The 18,228-nt window shown below is 45.5% G+C and carries 18 protein-coding genes and 1 pseudogene; 5 read left to right on the top strand and 14 right to left on the bottom strand.

Annotation, left to right across the window (positions count from 1 at the left end; translation table 11 throughout):
• Positions 1-17: 17 nt before the first annotated feature.
• The 9 genes and pseudogenes from DW830_RS08870 to DW830_RS08830 all read right to left on the bottom strand — a co-directional run bounded on the left by DW830_RS08870 (position 18) and on the right by DW830_RS08830 (position 9,905).
• Entirely contained in the window at positions 18-764 is a 747-nt protein-coding gene (locus DW830_RS08870) for a peptidylprolyl isomerase (RefSeq protein WP_119249613.1), read from the bottom strand.
• A 101-nt stretch (positions 765-865) separates the two neighbouring features.
• Positions 866-1,236: pseudogene (locus tag DW830_RS08865) on the bottom strand (hypothetical protein).
• A gap of 108 nt (positions 1,237-1,344) precedes the next feature.
• The gene (locus DW830_RS08860; RefSeq protein WP_119249612.1) at positions 1,345-2,199 is read right to left on the bottom strand and encodes an HAD family hydrolase; all 855 of its coding nucleotides are present in this window, start codon (positions 2,197-2,199) and stop codon (positions 1,345-1,347) included.
• A gap of 231 nt (positions 2,200-2,430) precedes the next feature.
• Positions 2,431-4,335 (bottom strand): molecular chaperone DnaK, encoded by a 1,905-nt coding sequence (gene dnaK, locus DW830_RS08855; RefSeq protein WP_119249611.1) that lies wholly within the window; start codon positions 4,333-4,335, stop codon positions 2,431-2,433.
• Positions 4,336-4,717: 382 nt separating this feature from the next.
• Positions 4,718-5,749 carry a recombinase RecA gene (gene recA, locus DW830_RS08850; protein WP_089544943.1) on the bottom strand — a complete coding sequence of 344 codons (1,032 nt, stop codon included), beginning with the start codon at positions 5,747-5,749 and terminating at the stop codon, positions 4,718-4,720.
• Positions 5,750-5,768: 19 nt separating this feature from the next.
• Positions 5,769-7,010 carry a saccharopine dehydrogenase family protein gene (locus DW830_RS08845; RefSeq protein WP_119249610.1) on the bottom strand — a complete coding sequence of 414 codons (1,242 nt, stop codon included), beginning with the start codon at positions 7,008-7,010 and terminating at the stop codon, positions 5,769-5,771.
• Between the two features lie 37 nt (positions 7,011-7,047).
• Positions 7,048-7,656: a DUF6621 family protein gene (locus DW830_RS08840; RefSeq protein ID WP_119249609.1), complete on the bottom strand. Its 609-nt coding sequence runs from the start codon at positions 7,654-7,656 to the stop codon at positions 7,048-7,050.
• Between the two features lie 222 nt (positions 7,657-7,878).
• Positions 7,879-8,259, bottom strand: a complete 381-nt coding sequence (crcB, locus tag DW830_RS08835; protein ID WP_119249608.1) for a fluoride efflux transporter CrcB — start codon at positions 8,257-8,259, stop codon at positions 7,879-7,881.
• Positions 8,260-8,315: 56 nt separating this feature from the next.
• Entirely contained in the window at positions 8,316-9,905 is a 1,590-nt protein-coding gene (locus tag DW830_RS08830; RefSeq protein ID WP_119249639.1) for an ATP-binding protein, read from the bottom strand.
• A gap of 208 nt (positions 9,906-10,113) precedes the next feature.
• On the opposite strand from DW830_RS08830, the gene DW830_RS08825 reads away from it, so the two are divergent.
• Together DW830_RS08825 and DW830_RS08820 are read left to right on the top strand one after the other, a co-directional pair.
• Positions 10,114-10,716: a vWA domain-containing protein gene (locus DW830_RS08825; RefSeq protein WP_233544458.1), complete on the top strand. Its 603-nt coding sequence runs from the start codon at positions 10,114-10,116 to the stop codon at positions 10,714-10,716.
• A gap of 151 nt (positions 10,717-10,867) precedes the next feature.
• Complete coding sequence (locus tag DW830_RS08820) at positions 10,868-11,215, top strand: hypothetical protein (RefSeq protein ID WP_119249607.1); 348 nt, start codon at positions 10,868-10,870, stop codon at positions 11,213-11,215.
• 114 nt (positions 11,216-11,329) lie between these two features.
• On the opposite strand, the gene DW830_RS16545 is transcribed toward DW830_RS08820, so the two are convergent.
• From DW830_RS16545 to DW830_RS08810, 3 genes are all read right to left on the bottom strand, one after another.
• Complete coding sequence (locus tag DW830_RS16545) at positions 11,330-12,157, bottom strand: agmatine deiminase family protein (RefSeq protein WP_233544457.1); 828 nt, start codon at positions 12,155-12,157, stop codon at positions 11,330-11,332.
• The gene (locus tag DW830_RS16540; protein WP_233544456.1) at positions 12,154-12,804 is read right to left on the bottom strand and encodes a hypothetical protein; all 651 of its coding nucleotides are present in this window, start codon (positions 12,802-12,804) and stop codon (positions 12,154-12,156) included. Before DW830_RS16540 ends, DW830_RS16545 begins: the two co-directional genes overlap by 4 nt.
• 87 nt (positions 12,805-12,891) lie before the next feature.
• The gene (locus DW830_RS08810; RefSeq protein ID WP_119249637.1) at positions 12,892-13,281 is read right to left on the bottom strand and encodes a hypothetical protein; all 390 of its coding nucleotides are present in this window, start codon (positions 13,279-13,281) and stop codon (positions 12,892-12,894) included.
• A 999-nt stretch (positions 13,282-14,280) separates the two neighbouring features.
• On the opposite strand from DW830_RS08810, the gene DW830_RS08800 reads away from it, so the two are divergent.
• From DW830_RS08800 to DW830_RS08790, 3 genes are read left to right on the top strand one after another with little or no spacing between them, the layout of a single operon-like run.
• Positions 14,281-14,820, top strand: a complete 540-nt coding sequence (locus DW830_RS08800; protein ID WP_119249605.1) for an RNA polymerase sigma factor — start codon at positions 14,281-14,283, stop codon at positions 14,818-14,820.
• A 47-nt stretch (positions 14,821-14,867) separates the two neighbouring features.
• Positions 14,868-15,257: a hypothetical protein gene (locus tag DW830_RS08795; protein WP_147487241.1), complete on the top strand. Its 390-nt coding sequence runs from the start codon at positions 14,868-14,870 to the stop codon at positions 15,255-15,257.
• A 54-nt stretch (positions 15,258-15,311) separates the two neighbouring features.
• On the top strand, positions 15,312-15,812 hold the full coding sequence (locus tag DW830_RS08790) for a hypothetical protein (protein ID WP_199656093.1): 501 nt from the start codon (positions 15,312-15,314) through the stop codon (positions 15,810-15,812).
• Between the two features lie 115 nt (positions 15,813-15,927).
• On the opposite strand, the gene DW830_RS08785 is transcribed toward DW830_RS08790, so the two are convergent.
• Complete coding sequence (locus DW830_RS08785; protein ID WP_119249603.1) at positions 15,928-17,112, bottom strand: DUF3810 domain-containing protein; 1,185 nt, start codon at positions 17,110-17,112, stop codon at positions 15,928-15,930.
• A gap of 351 nt (positions 17,113-17,463) precedes the next feature.
• Entirely contained in the window at positions 17,464-17,922 is a 459-nt protein-coding gene (locus tag DW830_RS08780; protein ID WP_233544455.1) for a M15 family metallopeptidase, read from the bottom strand.
• Positions 17,923-18,228 lie beyond the last annotated feature (306 nt).

The raw sequence follows: 18,228 nt of genomic DNA, 5'->3' as shown, positions 1-18,228 counted from the left end.
GAAGCTACTTAAAGCCTTTACTCCTCTATAATGGAAATCTCCATGCTGATATCCTCCTTAGGTCTATCTCCGCGCATGGTTTCGCAGTTCTGAATCTTCTCTACTACGTCAAGGCCTTCCTCTACCTCGCCGAAAACGGTGTACTGGTTGTCGAGGAATGGGGTGCCGCCCACCTCGGTGTAAGCCTTCTGCTGCTCCTCGGTAAACTTAGGGTAACCCTGCTCCTTGCAGCGCTTCTTGGTTTCATCCACCAGCTCATCCTGAAGCTTCATCAAGCCCTCTCGGTCGCGGTTGCGGCGGAAGTTCATAATCTCATCATGGTGCTCCTTGGCAAGCTGGTTGAAGATGTTCTGCTCCATCTGCATACCCATCTGCTTCTCCATCTGCTTCAGCTCGTTCTGCTTGTAGGTCTTTCCCCAAACGATATAGAATTGGCTTCCGCTGCTCTCACGCTCTGAGTTCACCTCATCGCCCAAACGGGCAGCACTCAAGACACCACGCTTGTGGAAGAGCTGTGGATAAACAAACTCGGCAGGGATGGTGTAGTCAGGTCCGCCCGTGCCCAGCATCTTGCCCTTAGGAGCACCCTTGCTATCCGGGTCACCGCCCTGAATCATGAAATCCTTGATGACACGGTGGAAGAGTGTGCCATCGAAATATCCCTCCTTTGCCAACTTCAGGAAGTTGTCACGATGCTGAGGAGTCTCGTCATAGAGGCGCACCTTGATGTCGCCCTCTGAAGTCTTGATCAATACTTTAGCCATATTTCTTTTTTGTTTCTATCTTATTTATAATTCAATAAATCCTCGGAATTTCTTTCGGAATTCATTATCTCGGAATTTCCTTCGGAATTCGATTCTAACATTTATTTTTCTTTAGAACTTTCCCATTCGTTCCACTGCTTCATTGCCTCCTGCCAGTCGGTTTGCTCACCGCTGGCGATGGCATCCTTCTGCTTCTCTGCCTCATCACGTGCCTTGTCTCTTGCACGTTTCGCCTTCATGGCTTCGATGGTGGCATCGTCGAGAATCTGGATAGCACCACGCTTGATGGCATCCTGCAGTTCCTCCTCGCCGAAAGCCTTGCCCGGCTCATTGAAGTCAGAGATGTTGAATTCATAGTCCACGCGAGGTCGTGGCGTATCAATTTCTGTTGCAAACGGTTGCCGGCATTCTTCAGGCGCAGCAACTTTCCTATTTCCTTGATTTCTCCTGCTGAGTATTTGTTTCTTCCCATTAATTATTTATTGATGTATTTTATATTTCTTTCTTCTTTTTCTTCTTTCAGCGTTTCAGCAAAATCCATTGCCTGTCCTCCTTCCTCTAGTCAAGCCGCCATCCCTCATCACTTCCACGCCTTCTTCTGGTTCACCTCTATCAATCTGTCGAATTCGAAATCCGCCTTGATCTTATCCAGAATTCGCTTCACGATGATGTTCATCACGCTTCCCTTGCTGTAGTTTGCCGTGCACATGAAGTTCACTCGTCCCTCCTTCACCAGCTGGCAAGCCATTGCCTCCTTCTGGGGCGTATCATATACGGCAATGGAATGGCCGCCGTGCTCCTTCACCATCTTCATGCAGGGCACATCGGTTTCTCCATCCCCGAAATAGATCATTCGCGCGAAAGGGATGGGGCGCTTGTTATCAGGAATATACTGGTTCACCTTGCTGTTGTCGCTCACCTGTCGGATGCCCTTGTTGATCTTGAAGAGAAACTGCGTCTTCGTGGTATAATCCACGGCTACGGCTGGCCAGTAGGCGATGCCATCCTCATTATAGAGAAACGAGCAGGCATAGATGTTCTCGAATTCGTGGGCGATGGGTGTGCCCTCTATCATCTCCTTCAATCCCGAGGAGTTGATGTAGTGCTTGATCTCTAATCCGATGCTTGCACCGTATTCGTTGATGAACGAGAACCATTGCTTCACGCCACGGAAGAGTTCCACATTCCTGCCGAAGCTCTGGAAGGATTCGCGGGTGAGTGAGATATGGTTCTTCTTTGCTTCATCCAGCATCATGTACATATAGGTGAGGATACCGTTGGCATCCTTGCCCACGGCAAGCTTCCGGTTTTTATCCCAGAATTCCTCCTTCGTCTTTCCGGTTGCCTGGATGAATCCGAACTCCTGCATATTGCCGGGAGATAATGTCCCGTCAAAATCATAAACCAGAGCTACCTGCGGTCTTTTCTTTGCCATATCCTGTTTCCTTTCCTTCTTTTATTATTTTACCCTTTCTTAATACAGCTTCTAGCTTTCATAACTTGCAAATATACATATTTCCAGCGAATTAGCGACAAATGAATCTATAAAAAATCATAAAGCCGCCAAAAAACTTCCACTCTCTTTCTGTAGGACACAAAAAAAGCGTGCAAAACTCATTTCTGAGCTTTGCACGCCTTATTCCTATTAAGTTACGAGTGTGTTATATTACTTAACTTCCTCGAAGTCTGCATCCTGAACATCCTGAGCGCCATCGTTAGCACCCTGTGCTTGCTGACCGCCCTGTGCACCCTGAGGACCTGCCTGCTGACCGCCCTGGTACATCTGCTGAGAAGCAGCCTGCATTACGGTGTTCAAGTTGTTGATGGCTGAATCGATGGCTGCAACGTCACCTGCCTTGTGAGCATCCTTCAACTGCTGCAATGCCTGCTCGATGCCTGGCTTCTTGTCTGCAGGAATCTTATCACCGTTATCTTTCAGGAAGTTCTCGGTGGTGAAGATCATGCTGTCTGCCTGGTTCATCTTGTCAATCTTCTCGCGCTCAGCCTTATCAGCAGCAGCGTTCTGCTCTGCCTCAGCCTTCATGCGGTTGATCTCGTCCTCGCTCAAGCCAGATGAAGCCTCGATGCGGATGCTCTGCTCCTTACCTGTAGCCTTATCCTTAGCTGATACGTTCAAGATACCGTTGGCATCGATATCGAAGGTAACCTCAATCTGAGGAACACCACGACGAGCTGGAGCGATACCTGTAAGGTTGAACTGGCCGATGCTCTTGTTCTGAGCTGCCATTGGGCGCTCACCCTGCAATACGTGGATGGTAACCTCTGTCTGGTTATCAGCAGCTGTAGAGAATACCTCGCTCTTCTTGCAAGGGATGGTAGAGTTAGCCTCGATGAGCTTGGTCATTACACCACCCATGGTCTCGATACCAAGAGTCAATGGAGTAACATCAAGCAATACGATGTCGCCAACACCCTCTTCCTTGTTCAGGATGGCACCCTGGATAGCTGCACCTACTGCAACAACCTCATCTGGGTTAACACCCTTAGAAGGCTCCTTGCCGAAGTAGTTCTTAACGAGTGTCTGAACGGCTGGGATACGGCTTGAACCACCAACCAGGATAACCTCGTCGATATCTGATGTAGAGAGCTTAGCGTCACGAACGGCATTCTGGCAAGGTACCAAGCAAGCCTGAATCAGGTTGTGAGCCAACTGCTCGAACTGTGCACGGGTCAAAGTCTTAACCAAGTGCTTTGGCATACCGTCAACGGCTGTGATGTAAGGCAAGTTGATTTCTGTAGATGTAGAGCTAGACAACTCAATCTTAGCCTTCTCAGCTGCTTCCTTCAAACGCTGCATAGCCATAGGGTCCTTGCGGAGATCTACGCCTTCCTCAGCCTTGAAGCCATCAGCCAACCAGTTGATGATTACCTGGTCGAAGTCATCACCACCCAGGTGAGTATCACCATTGGTAGAAAGTACCTCGAATACGCCGCCACCGAACTCCAGGATAGAGATATCGAATGTACCACCACCCAAGTCGAATACGGCAATCTTCATATCCTTGTTAGCCTTGTCAACACCGTAAGCCAAAGCTGCAGCTGTAGGCTCATTTACGATACGCTGAACGTTCAAACCTGCAATCTGACCAGCCTCCTTAGTTGCCTGACGCTGAGAGTCAGAGAAGTAAGCAGGAACTGTGATTACTGCATCTGTAACCTCCTGTCCGAGATAATCCTCTGCAGTCTTCTTCATCTTCTGGAGAACCATTGCAGAAATCTCCTGTGGAGTATATTTGCGACCCTCGATTTCAACACGTGGATAACCACCCTCGTTTACTACTGTATAAGGCATTGCCTCAGCTTCCTTCTGGCTCTGAGCGTATGTCTCACCCATGAAACGCTTGATAGAATATACAGTGTTCTTAGGGTTTGTGATGGCCTGACGCTTAGCAGGATCACCTACCTTGCGGTCACCATCCTTAACGAAACCTACTACTGATGGAGTAGTACGCTTACCTTCACTGTTAGCGATTACAACTGGTTCGCTACCTTCGAAAACGGCAACACAACTGTTTGTGGTACCCAAGTCAATTCCAATTACTTTTCCCATGATTATATCTTTTTTTTATTTTTTCGTTATTAATATGTTATTTATCTCATGAATCGCCGCCTTCGGGGAAGTCTGCCGAAGATATGCATCTGTCGGGAACCTCCTGAACTCAGCGTTCACGCTTCCTGACAAACAAAGCGCGTGCCAAGGGAATTTTTTGCAGGATTTGGCTGTTTTTTTCTGTGTTTTGCTGATTATGGCTGACAAGCTGTCAGCCAGGTACTGACAAAATAAAAGGAATCAAGATAAAAGAAGCGATAAAATGTCGCATTCCTCATATCTTGATTCCTATTTCGTTTATAGAGAACTCTTTCTTCCAGATAATGTCCCTATATATAATAAGGTGTAATCTACCTTATCTGAGTTTTATTTCATCTGAGTTTTATTTCTGATCCTTGGCAGCGAGTGCTTCACGAACCTTTGCCTCCAGCTCGTCGAGAAGCTCAGGATTATCCTTGAGCAATGCCTTGCAGGCATCTGCACCCTGTCCGAGCTTTGAACCGCCGTAGCTGTACCAGCTGCCGCTCTTGTCGATGATGCCGTTGGCTACTGCCAAACCGAATACCTCGCCGGCACGGCTGATACCTTCGCCGAACATGATGTCGAACTCCGCCTTGCGGAAAGGAGGAGCCACCTTGTTCTTCACTACCTTCACGCGAACCAGATTACCTACCACATCCTCGCCGTCCTTGATGGCTGTTGCCTTGCGGATGTCCAGACGCACTGATGCATAGAACTTCAAGGCGTTACCACCGGTAGTTGTCTCAGGGTTGCCGAACATCACACCGATCTTCTCGCGCAACTGGTTGATGAAGATGCAGGTAGTATTGGTCTTGCTGATGGTAGAAGTGAGCTTGCGGAGTGCCTGGCTCATCAATCGTGCCTGAAGACCTACCACGTTATCGCCCATGTCGCCCTCGATTTCCTTCTTAGGTGTCAGGGCAGCTACAGAGTCAACTACCACGATATCTACGGCAGCTGAGCTAATCAGCTGATCGGCAATCTGCAATGCCTGCTCACCATTGTCTGGCTGTGAAATCCACAGGTTATCCACATCCACGCCCAACTTGGCAGCATAGAAGCGGTCGAAAGCATGCTCGGCATCGATAAAGGCAGCAATACCACCAGCCTTCTGAGCCTCTGCGATGGCATGGATGGCCAATGTAGTCTTACCAGAAGATTCAGGACCATAGATCTCGATGATACGTCCCCTAGGATAACCGCCTACGCCCAATGCATTGTCGAGAGCGATACTGCCCGTAGGAATTACCTCGATATTCTCGACGTGCTCATCGCCGAGTTTCATGATAGAGCCCTTGCCGAAGTCTTTCTCAATCTTCGCCATGGCTGCCTGGAGGGCTTTCAGTTTTCCCTCGTTGGGGGTCAGTTTGCCCTCTTCTATCTCTTTTGCCATATTTTTTTATGTTTAAAGTTTAATCAATCTCCAAGTCGCCATCAAACACCTCGTGCCATGGCAATCCCTGCTTGTTCAACTGCTCCATGAATGGGTCTGGGTCGAACTCCTCTACGTTCCATACGCCTGGCTTCTTCCAGATGCCCTTGAGGAACATCATCGCACCAATCATGGCTGGCACACCGGTGGTGTAGCTTACGCCCTGCATGCCTGTCTCGTTGTAAGCCTCCTGGTGCTTGCAGTTGTTATATACGTAGTAGGTACGTTCCTTGCCATCCTTCTTGCCACGGATGCGGCAACCGATAGATGTTTCGCCATCATAGTTCTCGCCGAGATCCTGTGGGTTAGGCAATACTGCTTTGAGGAACTGCAATGGAACAATCTTCACCTTGGCTGTCTTGCCTGAACCATCTGCCAATGGAGCTTCGTACTCGATTTCGTCGATGCGGCTCATACCGAGGTTCTGGATGCAGTCGAGGTAGGTGAGATACTGCTGACCGAAGGTCATCCAGAAACGTGCCTCCTTGATGGTAGGGTAGTTCTTCACCAGGCTCTCCAACTCCTCGTGATGCATCAGATAGCTCTCGCGAGGGCCGATGTTAGGGTAGGTGAGAGGCTTGTGGATAGACAGAGGGTCGGTTTCAATCCATTCTCCATCCTTATACCAGAGTCCCTTCTGGGTAATCTCGCGGATATTGATTTCTGGGTTGAAGTTGGTAGCGAAAGCCTTGTGATGGTTTCCGGCGTTGCAATCCACGATGTCGAGCACCTCAATCTCATCGAAGTGATGCTTGGCAGCGTATGCGGTGAAGATGCCGGAAACACCTGGGTCGAAACCGCAGCCGAGGATAGCGCAGAGACCTGCCTGCTCGAACTTATCCTTATAAGCCCACTGCCAAGAGTACTCGAAGTGAGCCTCGTCCTTTGGCTCATAGTTAGCGGTATCCATATAGTTGCAACCGCAAGTCAGACAGGCATCCATGATGGTGAGATCCTGGTAAGGCAAAGCAAGGTTGATGACAAGCTCAGGCTTATAGCTATTAAAAAGAGCCTTCAACTGCTCAACGTCGTCGGCATCCACCTCAGCTGTCTGAATATCCATCTTGTAGCCCTTGGCATGGATATCCTTAACCAGCTTATCGCACTTTTCCTTGCGACGGCTAGCAATCATAAACTCGGTGAAAACGTCCTGGTTCTGGACGATCTTGAAGGCAGCCACGGTAGCCACGCCACCAGCGCCAATCATAAGTACTCTACTCATTTATAATCTTGTTTTTTTATGTTTGTTATTTTTGTGTTTATTTTATTTCATTTGCAGAAATACCCAAGGCATTCATGAGTGAATAACCCAGAATCTCCTGTCGGAAGTTTCCTCCCGGCATGGGTTGCATGGCGAAGAGGGTGATGCGCTTGTCGTCATCCTCCACCTTTCTCAGCATATCTCTCAGCTGGTCGTAGGCATCTCCATCTTCTGAGTTCGGAATCACCATCACCCTTTTCACCTCCTTGGCGTTGCATACGATGCGTGCCGCTTCTACGAGGAATTGATCCTTTCCCACCATCTTCTCCTCTGTAGGATATGAAGAGATGAAGAATTCTCCCAGCTTATCATCCTTGAAAGCATGTGCGTTCAGGTCTTTCTCGTAGTTAGAAGGGCGGAAGTTCTTCATCGCCATCGACTGCTTGTCGTGGATAAGCACAACTTGTGTCTCGTGCTCGCCCTCTCTCAGACCTCCGTCAAGGGCAATGCAGACTGCCCATTGTGCCATGTCTGCTGGCTGGATGCGTCGGTTGATCATTCGTTCGAAGTTGACTATCAGGTCGAAAGCCACTCGGTCGATATAATCGGCGTCAGCGATGATTACATTCTCGCTCCATTTTATATTGTTTGTATCTAATGTATTCATTGGTGCAAAAATTAAGCAAACGAGTACAATGAAAGCTTGCTTTCAAATTGTCGAGTGCAGATTATTTTCTGCAAATTTACGAATAAATTTCGTAATTAAGGCATTTTGAAAATATAAAATAATAAAAAAGATAGAATTTTCATCATTTCTTCATCTGATGGAATCCTATCTTCTGTATTTTATGCGATAATCCGGGTTCTTCTTTCTGTTCTCTTCTGTATTTTATGCGATAATTTTCGCCAGATAATGGCCGGCGAGTACGGCGATAAGTCCCAGTGCTAGACTTCCGAAGAGATAGAGCATCATATAGAGGTAGTTTTCCTCCTTCATCAATCCCGCCCCCTCGTTCATGAAGGTAGAGAAGGTGGTGAATCCTCCGCAGAAGCCCGTGGTGAGCAGCAGTTTGGCAGATGGCGACATCCCTCCCCCTTCTCTCCAGTTCAATCCCGAGAGAAACCCGATGATGAGGCATCCCGCCACATTCACCGCCATGGTTCCGAACGGAAAGGCAATCACCGTGCAGGATTGCACCATCTTTGAAATCCAATATCTCATGCCGCCCCCGAAGAAGCTGCCGATGCTTACTATCAATATTTCTTTCATCTCCTTATATAAATATATGAACTGACCTAATTTGTAAAATGCGATTGGGGAGAGAGTCAGTTCTCTCCCCAATCATCTATTGTTCCTGTTTTTGATGAGAAACTGCATCCTATTTTGAATATCTTTCTCTTATCAGATAAATATTCCCGGGCATATCCCATATCATCGATTTGCAGGAGCGCTTCTCTTGCGCTTCCATCCCTCTTAAACTCAAATATATATATGTATAGAGGAGTTTCTATGATGCAATCTACTCTTCCTTCGCTCTGTTCTTTTTCAATGAAGATGGTATAGGAGCTGATCATCCTCAATACCAGATAGAACGTATATTGGAAATAACGCTCCTTCTCACGTTCATCATCTTTTCTTCGCTGTGAATAAGGGATACTGGCGAAGAAAGAAACCATCAGTTGATGCAACTTTTCGCATTCTCCCTTTCCCAAAGCTTCGATTACCTGTAGAACCCAGGAGTCAGGTGAAACCTTTGGCTTCAGATAATCTGCTGCCAGCAAACTGATGAATCCCCTTCTCACTTCATCGTTCGGAAAATCCAACAGATAGGAATTGGTATTCCTTGACCAACCCTTGATGGTCAGATATCCGCTTTGATATATCATTGGCAAAGGGCGTTCTATGGTTGCCTTATAGTCGTCGAAATCCTTGGTAGGATAATATTTTCCCACCAGTTCGTTGATGTTTTCATCGCTATGAGCTAGCAGGCGAACCAGATAGCTGGGTGAACCCGTTTGGAACCAATAGTCGTCGATGAGCATTTCCTTGAAGGCACGCAAGATGCTGAAAGGATTATATACGCCTCGCATCCTGCGACTGAAATGGTAGCCGTCAAACTGGCGTTTCAGTTTTATCAGTATTTCTTCCTTTGAAACATCATATTCCTCAGCCATTTCTGCGATTTGCTGTGAAAAGGTAGAGCGCAACTCGTCTTCAGTGATGCCGAGAAGCGTATCGAAGTGGGCAGAAAGGCTGATGTCTTCGGGTTGGTTGAAACCGCTGAATACGCTTACTTGCGAAAATTTGGTAACTCCTGTAAGCAGAACGAATTGCAGGTCTTTATCGGCAGCCTTGAATACACTGTAGAAACCTTTCAGAATTTCCCGATGCCTATCTTCCAACCGTCGCTCGTTGCCATCTGCATCGGTTGTTTTCAGTGTAGAATCCAATACGTCTAGCAGAGGCTTGTCGTATTCATCAATAAGGACAACGGCGCGAAGTCCTGTTTTTTCGTGGGCATTTCTCAGAACGCCAATGAATCTGTCACCGAGGGTGGAAGCAAAGGGAGCTTTGCCGTAGATGGCTTCCTGCGATTCAACGAAATCAATCAGCGTCTTCTCCAGCTGACCTGCTTGTGTGAAATCCTTGCCGTTGAAGTCAAGGTGGAATACCGCATATTGCTTCCAGTCGGTTTCCAAATTATCAATGGCTAGGCCCTTGAACAGTTCTTTTCTTCCTTGGAAATAGCATTCAAGTGTAGAAACGAGGAGTGACTTTCCAAATCGTCTGGGACGACTCAGAAAGTAAATCTTGCCATTTTCTACCATATCATAAATCATCTGAGTCTTATCTATATAAAGATATCCTTCTGTGATGATTTTCTCAAAGCTCTGTATGCCTATCGGATATTTCATATTGTTCATACGCTTATTCCTTATTTTCTGCAAAATTACAAAAAATAACGATACAAGCAAATTTTTTTGTACCTTTTCTTAATTTTTCCCTCTATTCTTTCTTTAAAGGGATAAATAGAAGCAGGGAATAGTTCTTCTTGCTTATAAAATTATGTTGAACAATTAAAATAAATAGGAGAAACAAGTTACGAAACGAGTATTCAATCTTTTGGTAGTAGATGAGAGTGGCAGCATGAGCATCATTGAGCACCAGGCACTGGTGGGCATCAACGAGACCCTGACCACGATTCAGAAAATGCAGAAGACGCATCAGAATATGGAGCAGCGTGTAACGCTCATCACCTTCGACAGCACCCACAAGAAGCTGTTTTATGATAATGTGTCTGCCAGCCATGCCAACCCTTTGAAATCCAGGGATTACAACCCATGTGGCGGAACCCCTCTTTATGATGCCATCGGTATGGGTATCGCCAAGATCAACGCCCTGACCACCGAGGATGACAGCGTGCTGGTAACCATCATTACGGATGGTGAGGAGAACTGCAGCGAGGAGTATGATCTGAAGATGATCAAGAACCTCATAGAGAAGCTGAAGAAGCAGAACTGGACCTTTACCTTCATCGGCACCGATGATCTTGATGTGGAGAACATCGCTCAGGATATGGGTATCGACAACCACCTTCAGTTCTCGGAAGATGAGGCTGGCACCAAGGCGATGTTTGCAAGAGAAAACAGAGCCCGAGAGCGCTACAACAGATGCCGTGCGATGGATTGCAAGATGGAAGCGGGTAGTTATTTTGAGGAGAAATAAAGAACGTACCATCTCATAAATGTCCTAGTTTTATAAATGATGGCAATAATTGCTGTGCGAATTGCGCCAAACAAAATGTTAAGTGTCATACAGTTTATCACTAGGCAATACATTTGTTATATGTGTATAGTTACGAATTAATATTATTTGTATGTATAAGGATGTTTATATTGGTCTTGCACATGACAAGGCATTTGATTTTGACAAAGAAGGCAATTGGAATGGCTATATGCCTACGTTGCTTTATGGAAAGAACGTTCCGTATGAATATTTGGAGGGAGGCAATGTAATCTACTGGGACTTGGTGGACAATCCGTTGTGTAAGCAACTTGATTGGGGCAGTTGGGGATTGAAACGAACAGCCAAAGATATGGTTCTTTTCCTTGAACAGTATAAGGATAATAAATATGCCAAATATCTAATCGGGAATATAAGGGTGGATTTCATTGATAATGGACTAGAAGATGTAGAACTGGTTCTTGAAGCAGTGGAAACATAGCTTTTTGTTTTCTGGCGATAGATAATGAAGAATAGGATTTTTGGACGCACCAGTAAATCCAGTTTAGAATAATATCTATGCTTGACACAGGATTATGCTGGTGCTCCATAATAATTATTTTTTAATATTCCAAGTTATACAATTCAAGGCTCCGCCTTGTTTAATGATCTCTTCACTATCCAACTGGTAGATATTACATGATGGATAGTATGTTTTTATTTGCTCCATAGCTTGCTCATCCTCTTCTGTATTGATAGCTGGCAGAACGATGTTGTTGCCAACTTGCAGGAAGTTGATGTATGCCCAATTTCGCTTATCTGCTCGCTGCACATGATAATGTAGCTTCTCTATCCGAAAACGGGTGCCAAGCCGTCGCTCGAATTCTTCTGCAAGTTCCTGGTCGTAATCAGCATAGTTGGTCATTAGAAGATGTGACTCGTCTATTGGTTTCACTATTCCATCAGCATGCCCATATTTCTCATATTTATCCCATGGAAGCATGATGACCTCACAATGAAATAGATTCTCCAACTCATTTAATACTTCAGCTTGAGGATATTGAGCGTTTTCATGAAAAACTTTCTCTGTCATAATGATGCAATCATGGGCTTTAACCACATTTCCGCCATCTATTATCAAATCGGTGGTTTGGATATTGGGTAGTTTCAAAGCATTGCAAACGCTCTTAGTATCCGTGATATATTGCTTGTCTGATTCTTTCTTTGTGAGATAATCGGGATAATACTGATACTGCAGGAAATCCTCTTCGGCTAGTTGAATCGGCATATAGTCACGACACCAGATATCGGCTGTGTTTGATAACAGAGCCATATTGATGTGGGCATTCTTCAGTAACTCCGAAAAATGGCTGAAGAATGCGGGATGAACCTTTGGAAGCCATTCTGAAACGAATACCTGATTCGTATCTTTATCTACTATCATATCTGTATCTTTTTAAATTGCCATGGCCGTGGGTCTTGGATATGCTTCTTGTCTTTTGTCAGGGTGAACCCTTTGTCGAGAAGTTCCTGATGCTCTTTTGCTTGCATCTTCTGCCCGTTTTCATCATATTTCGCCACGTTCTTGCGCACATCAGCTTCTACCTCTACCTTTTCTTCTCCATCAACCCATTTGATGGAGAAGCCATCAAAGATGGAGGCTTGCGAATAAAGCATATCATATAATAAGGTGGAACGACTGTCGGGTGGATTTCCATCTACAGAAAACTCACGTATCAGCAGGGATGCCCTGATGGCATCTTCTGGATGGGTGCCTTTCTCGAACGTGATGTCGATTCCTGAAACATGGTTGTGCAGGATGCCCAACTTGAAGATGCTCTTGGGAGAACCATTCTTGGGGTTGCGATGATATACGATGGGGTCTTTGATGCCACCCTCGGCCTCTTCGTGATAGTAGAACTCCACACACGTGGGTTGTACTGTTACCTGTTGGATACCAGTACTTACCAGGAAGTGACCGGCTAAAGCTATCTGAGCGATTTCCTTGAATTCAGAAGGGATGAATGGGGTGCCCTGATTTCCGAATGGGTGGTCTTCGTTCAGAATTTTTCTCCGTGTATCCTCACTCAAGGAAAATGATTCTAAAGTTTTTTTCAAGTTCTGCATGATCTTTTCCTTTTTCTTTCAAAACCTATATTTCACTCTTTCTTCAGAAAATTACTCTATCACCTCCCAGAAACTCTCCGGCAAGCTGATGTTCTTCATCTTCTTTGCGCTCTTGAACAATGGGGCGATGTCTTCGGCTTCGAAGCCGGCGATGCCGCAACCTATTGGGGTTACCAGGAAATGTAGCTCGGGATGCTGATGGGCAAAGATAATGAATTCCTCCACGTATGGACGGATGGTTTCCACGCCGCCCTGCATTGTAGGGATGGCGTAACTCTGGCCCTGCAAGCCTACACCCTTGCCCATGACGGCACCGAAATGCAGGCGGGCAATGCGGGCAGCTCCACCACCATGCATGCCAGCCAGATTGCTACCAAACACAAAAATCTCGTTCTCTTTTAATGAATCAATCCAGCTAGGAGTGATTCTTCCCTTCTTCATATCTTCCATATTATTCTTATTATTAAATATGTTATTGCCATTATCTGCCGCTTCCTCGCAGCACATGCATTCTGCCATCATTCTCGGCATAGAACTCATGCTCGGCATCGACATCTTAGGAGTACTTGAAACAGATGTGTCTTCCTCTGCGAACGACAGATAGCTTCCGTATTCCGATGCGTCGAAGTATCTCTTGAAATAAGGAATCACCACATCGTGCATCATCTTCTGACAACGCTGGGTGACGGCTGAATGGGACATGCCCAACTGTGCGGCTACGTCCTTGCCCCTGAATCCCTCTATATAGAGCATCTTCAGGATGATGCTGTTCTTGCTGTCTCTGCCATAATAGAAATTGCCGATATCTTCTATCGTCTGGTAAAGATCGTGCTCAAACTGGTTGTCGGTCACGTCAAACTGCATCTTGCGGCTTTCCTGTCGCGCCTCGAAACTCTCGAAGCGATGCTCCTTCACCACCTCCTTTAACTTATCCAGCAGCAGGAACCGGAAGCCGTTTACCATCCATGTTTTGAGCGACATGCTTGGCTTCCTGTCTTCCAAAGGCTTGAAGTCGTGTTCGCAGAGATAGAGATAGTATTCGTGAGCCAGCGAGAAGAAGTCCATGCCTGGCTTGTGCTGCAGGTCATATCGCTTGTCGTAGATGCAATAAGCCACCCGGCAGTATCCGTAGTAATACTCCCTTACTATTCTGGCATTGGCATCCTTGAAGCCCTGCAGAATCTCATCATCCGATAAACTTTCTAAATTCTTTTCTTTCTTCATATCGATATATCTTTTTGATATCCGCAATTCGATTGCAAATATATACTTTTTCTTTGAGAAACCGGAGGAATAGTTCCATTTTTTCTCTTCTCTATGATATTAAAAGAGAAAAGAGGAGTAAAAATTAAGCTGGTATCGAAAAAAATATATCCCGCCTTTTTACTTTTCCCATTTAGAATGGTCATATAATCGTAACGTTCATGAAAATAAACGAATATGAGTATAAATGACAATGGCATAGTGGAAACGCTGAAGCAATCGCCTGAAAACGGATTCCGGATGCTGATGGCGAAATATCAGGAAAACGTATATTGGCATATCCGCCGACTGGTAGTTTCGCACGATGATGCACAGGATGCCTCGCAGGAAACCTTCGTGAGAATCTATCGCTCGTTCGGCAACTATCGGGGCGATTGCTCTCTGAGAAGCTGGATTTACCGCATCGCTACCAATGAGGCTTTGCGACTCATCAGCAAACGGAAACAGAAAGTGGTTTCGATAGAATCAGAATCAACGGGTGTCAATCTCGTCCCAGCCGATAATTATATCGACTTCGATGATAAGATGGCGGTGAAACTGCAGAAGGCGATTCTCTCGCTTCCGCCAAAGCAACAGCTGGCATTCAACCTTCGGTATTACGATGAACTCGGGTTCGACGAAATAGCGAAGGTTGCGGATTCTACACCAACCAGTATCAAGGCAAGCTATCATTTTGCCAAAGAGAAAATTATCAAGTACATGAATTCGAACGATTAAGTGAGAGTTCTGTGAGTTTTTAATGGTTATTCAAAATGGAAAAGAATATGGATACAAATTTTGATTTCAATAAAACCGGGAAATTCAACTTCGACCAGGTGGGTAAGCGGATGCCTTACTCAACGCCAGAAGGATTCTTCAAGGAGATGGAAGCCAATATCCTGGAACAGGTGAAGGATGACAAACCGAAACCTGTCAGGATACAGCCGAAGAAACGACCTCTGATGAAGGTGATATGGGCGGCTGCAATGGCAGTGGCAGCATCGGTGGCAGTACTCCTGATACTCCACATCGATTTCGCTGCGCCTCATTCTTCTCTGCCATCTCAGGCAGATAATGAGATGCAAGCGGTAGATCAGGCTTTCGCTCAGTTATCTCCTGCTGATCAGGCTTATTTGCTCAATGTTTATCAGGAGGATGTCTTTCTTGATGAATAAACGGATTCAAGAATATAATTAATAGATTCTATAATATATAAATTAAGGTGAATTATGAAAAAGATTTTAGGTATTTTGATGATGGTTGTCGCAATGATGACCGTTTCTACAAGTGTATGTGCACAGGCGCCTAATCAGAAGCAGCGCCTCTCTCGTGAACAGTTGGCTGAAAAGCAGGCACAATATATTGCTCACGATTTGGGTCTTGATGACAAGACCAGTTCTAAATTTATCGACACCTATACCCAGTTCCAGAAAGAGGTTTGGGCATTAGGACCTCGTCCTCATCACAAGAAGGGGGAAATGAAATCCGATGCTCAGACAGAGCAGGAGATTAAGCAGCGTTTTGAGATGAGCGAGAAGATTCTCAACATCCGCCAGAAATACTACAAGAAGTATTCTCAGTTCCTGACACAGCAGCAGATTCAGCGGGTTTATGAGATAGAGCGACAGATGAGAAAACGATTTGCTCAGAAAGGTCCGCGCAAGAGGGGCAATCACGCAGGTAAACCAAAACCTGGAAGATTTCAGGGACAGCCAATGCAGAATAAGTAGTTCTCCTATAGAGAATTTCTTGCGAAATACGATGTTAGTTTAAAAAATTACTTTCTATAATATCAGATATATGCGAATGGCGGTTGGTGCAGAGATTGCATCAACCGCTTTTTTTTTATTTCCTGCCTTGCTCATCTTTTCCTTGAGTATTCTTTTTTTCTTCCCAAGCCAGAATCAAGCCGATGACGCCTGAATAGCTCTTCCTGCCTTCTGCCACATGGTTGCCCCTGAGGTAGAGTTCGAAGATGAAATCCTGGGCGGCATCCAATGCCTTGCATCGCTTGCTGAACCAGTAACGGCGGTCGTTTCTTGCCCGCTGGATAATCTCGGGACGGATATGTTTCAGGAATCTTTCTCCCTCCTTTTCGCCGAGAATATCGAAAACATTGTTCAGTACGTGGAAGAAAATGTGGTAATAGCCGCTGAACCTCACCAGCTTATCTGCCGATACTGTGCACACGATGTAACTGTAGAAATTCGCCTCACCCTCGTTGGCTACACCCAGAAAGTGAGCAAACTCGTGGGCATAGGTGGCAGGATAATCGTGGGGAAGAATATCTCCATTAAGCGTGAACTCACAGAAGAAAGGCCCCATGCTTCCGGTAACGCCCGACATCGAACTGAGGGGTGTGAATAGCATCGTCTTGGCATGAGGATGCTGATTGAAAGGTGCATTGATACCCTCCTTATAACCTATTTTATTATATTCCTTCAGAATCGCATCCCGCACCCGATTTTTCAAACCATCATCTGCGATGCTATCAGAGAAAATGCTACTCCCGGCAATATCAGAAGAAATGCTTAAAGCGTTGAGGCTGTCGGCATATTGATAGGCGAATGCCTTGAATTTAGCTTCGCTTACTTCCACCGGCTTCATTCCTATTCTGTCATAGATATTCGGCTGGGAGTAGTTTAATCCCCAGGCGATGTAGAACCAGGCATATACCCAAAGCAGGTATTCTGCCACTCTTCCGAATACAACCTTCTTCTTGGGATAACAGCCTCTCTTCGCTGCCAGGAAGAAGTATCGCCTGGCAAGCTTCTTTCTCAATCCTATCTCATAGATGGGATAGAAGATAACCCAGGCAATGCTGAGAGCGATGAAAATATCGCCTACGGCAAAAGGAAAAAATCCTGAGATGGGAGAGAGGAGTGTGCCGATAATCGGATAGATACGGGTGGTGTAGATGAATCCCCATAGAGGAATCATTTTGGCAAGAGTAACGAGGAGGAGCAGTACCAGCAATAACCAGTGGCGCCACTTTACCCGATTGAGTCGAAATGTATGCAGTATCTTCATATTCTTTATTCTAATTGTTCTTAATGTTGCCAAATATGGCTTTCTGGTGCAAAAATACAAAAGTTTTCTGAATAGTTGACAGCATCGATTCATTTTTTTGCTATTTTTGCATATACAAAAGATAGAAACGAATTTATTGACTTAAAGTAATAGGAGGGGCTATCATGAAACAGACACAGGAAAAATTCGAGGCTATGAACCTAGAGTATGAGAACCTCTATAATGAGGAAGATGACCGCAGAGATTATAATTCTGTTTGGTACAGTTAGGTAATTGAGTGCAGTTAGACAATAAAGGCTATGCTATTTGTTGCAGAATCTCAAGCAACAACAGCATAGCCTTCTTCTGTTCTTATTTCTCGAAGTGCTGGTAATCCTTGCTATTTTTCCAGTCGCCACCCCATCGGAACCCTTTCTCCTTGAAGAGCCGGTAGCATAAATCGCCCTTTCTGATCATGTAAGTATGGTGCTTGCTACGGTCGAGATAAGGTCGTGCCGTAGCTGGCTCTACCACTTCCTTGCCATTCTTCAAATGCTTATGATAGGGATTGTATAGGGTATTGATGTCAACGGCAAGTCCCTTGCCATGCTTCGAGACGGTCTTGGTATGTGAGATGAATCGGAAATTGAAGCTGGAGGAGTTGTTGTCCCTCATCGCCCTCTCGTCATCGGCATCCCAGTAGTCGATAAGCCTCATTCGCTCTATCGGATATTTTGCCTTATATAGCTTTTTGAGAATATCGAGCACATCTGCCGCTATCGCCTTGTTTACCACCATTTCACCTACGATGTTTCTGCCGTCCTTATCCACATGCAGGCATCTCAGATATCGCAGTTCGCTTCTTGCTACGGTGCAATTCTTTTTATACCCTTAATTCCGCAACACTATAGTTTAACATTATTTATAAGTGCCTGAGCAACAAAAAGTTGCCCAGGATTTTGCCATGTCAGAATTTTCACTTACCTTAGTGTTGCGAAAAGAAGACAAGCAAAACTCTAATATGACATGCAAAGATACAAATTAAATCAGAGAAACTCACTCCTTTTGGGGGAATTTTTTCGATTATGGAGCAATTTGATGCTCTTTTAGCTCAAACCATAGATTCCACCTTGGGAT

The organism is Prevotella sp. AM34-19LB (assembly GCF_003468525.1).
In the GTDB taxonomy this organism is placed as follows: Bacteria; Bacteroidota; Bacteroidia; order Bacteroidales; family Bacteroidaceae; genus Prevotella.
Note: the sequence above shows the minus strand (reverse complement) of the source record. Positions and strands in the feature narration are given on the sequence as shown.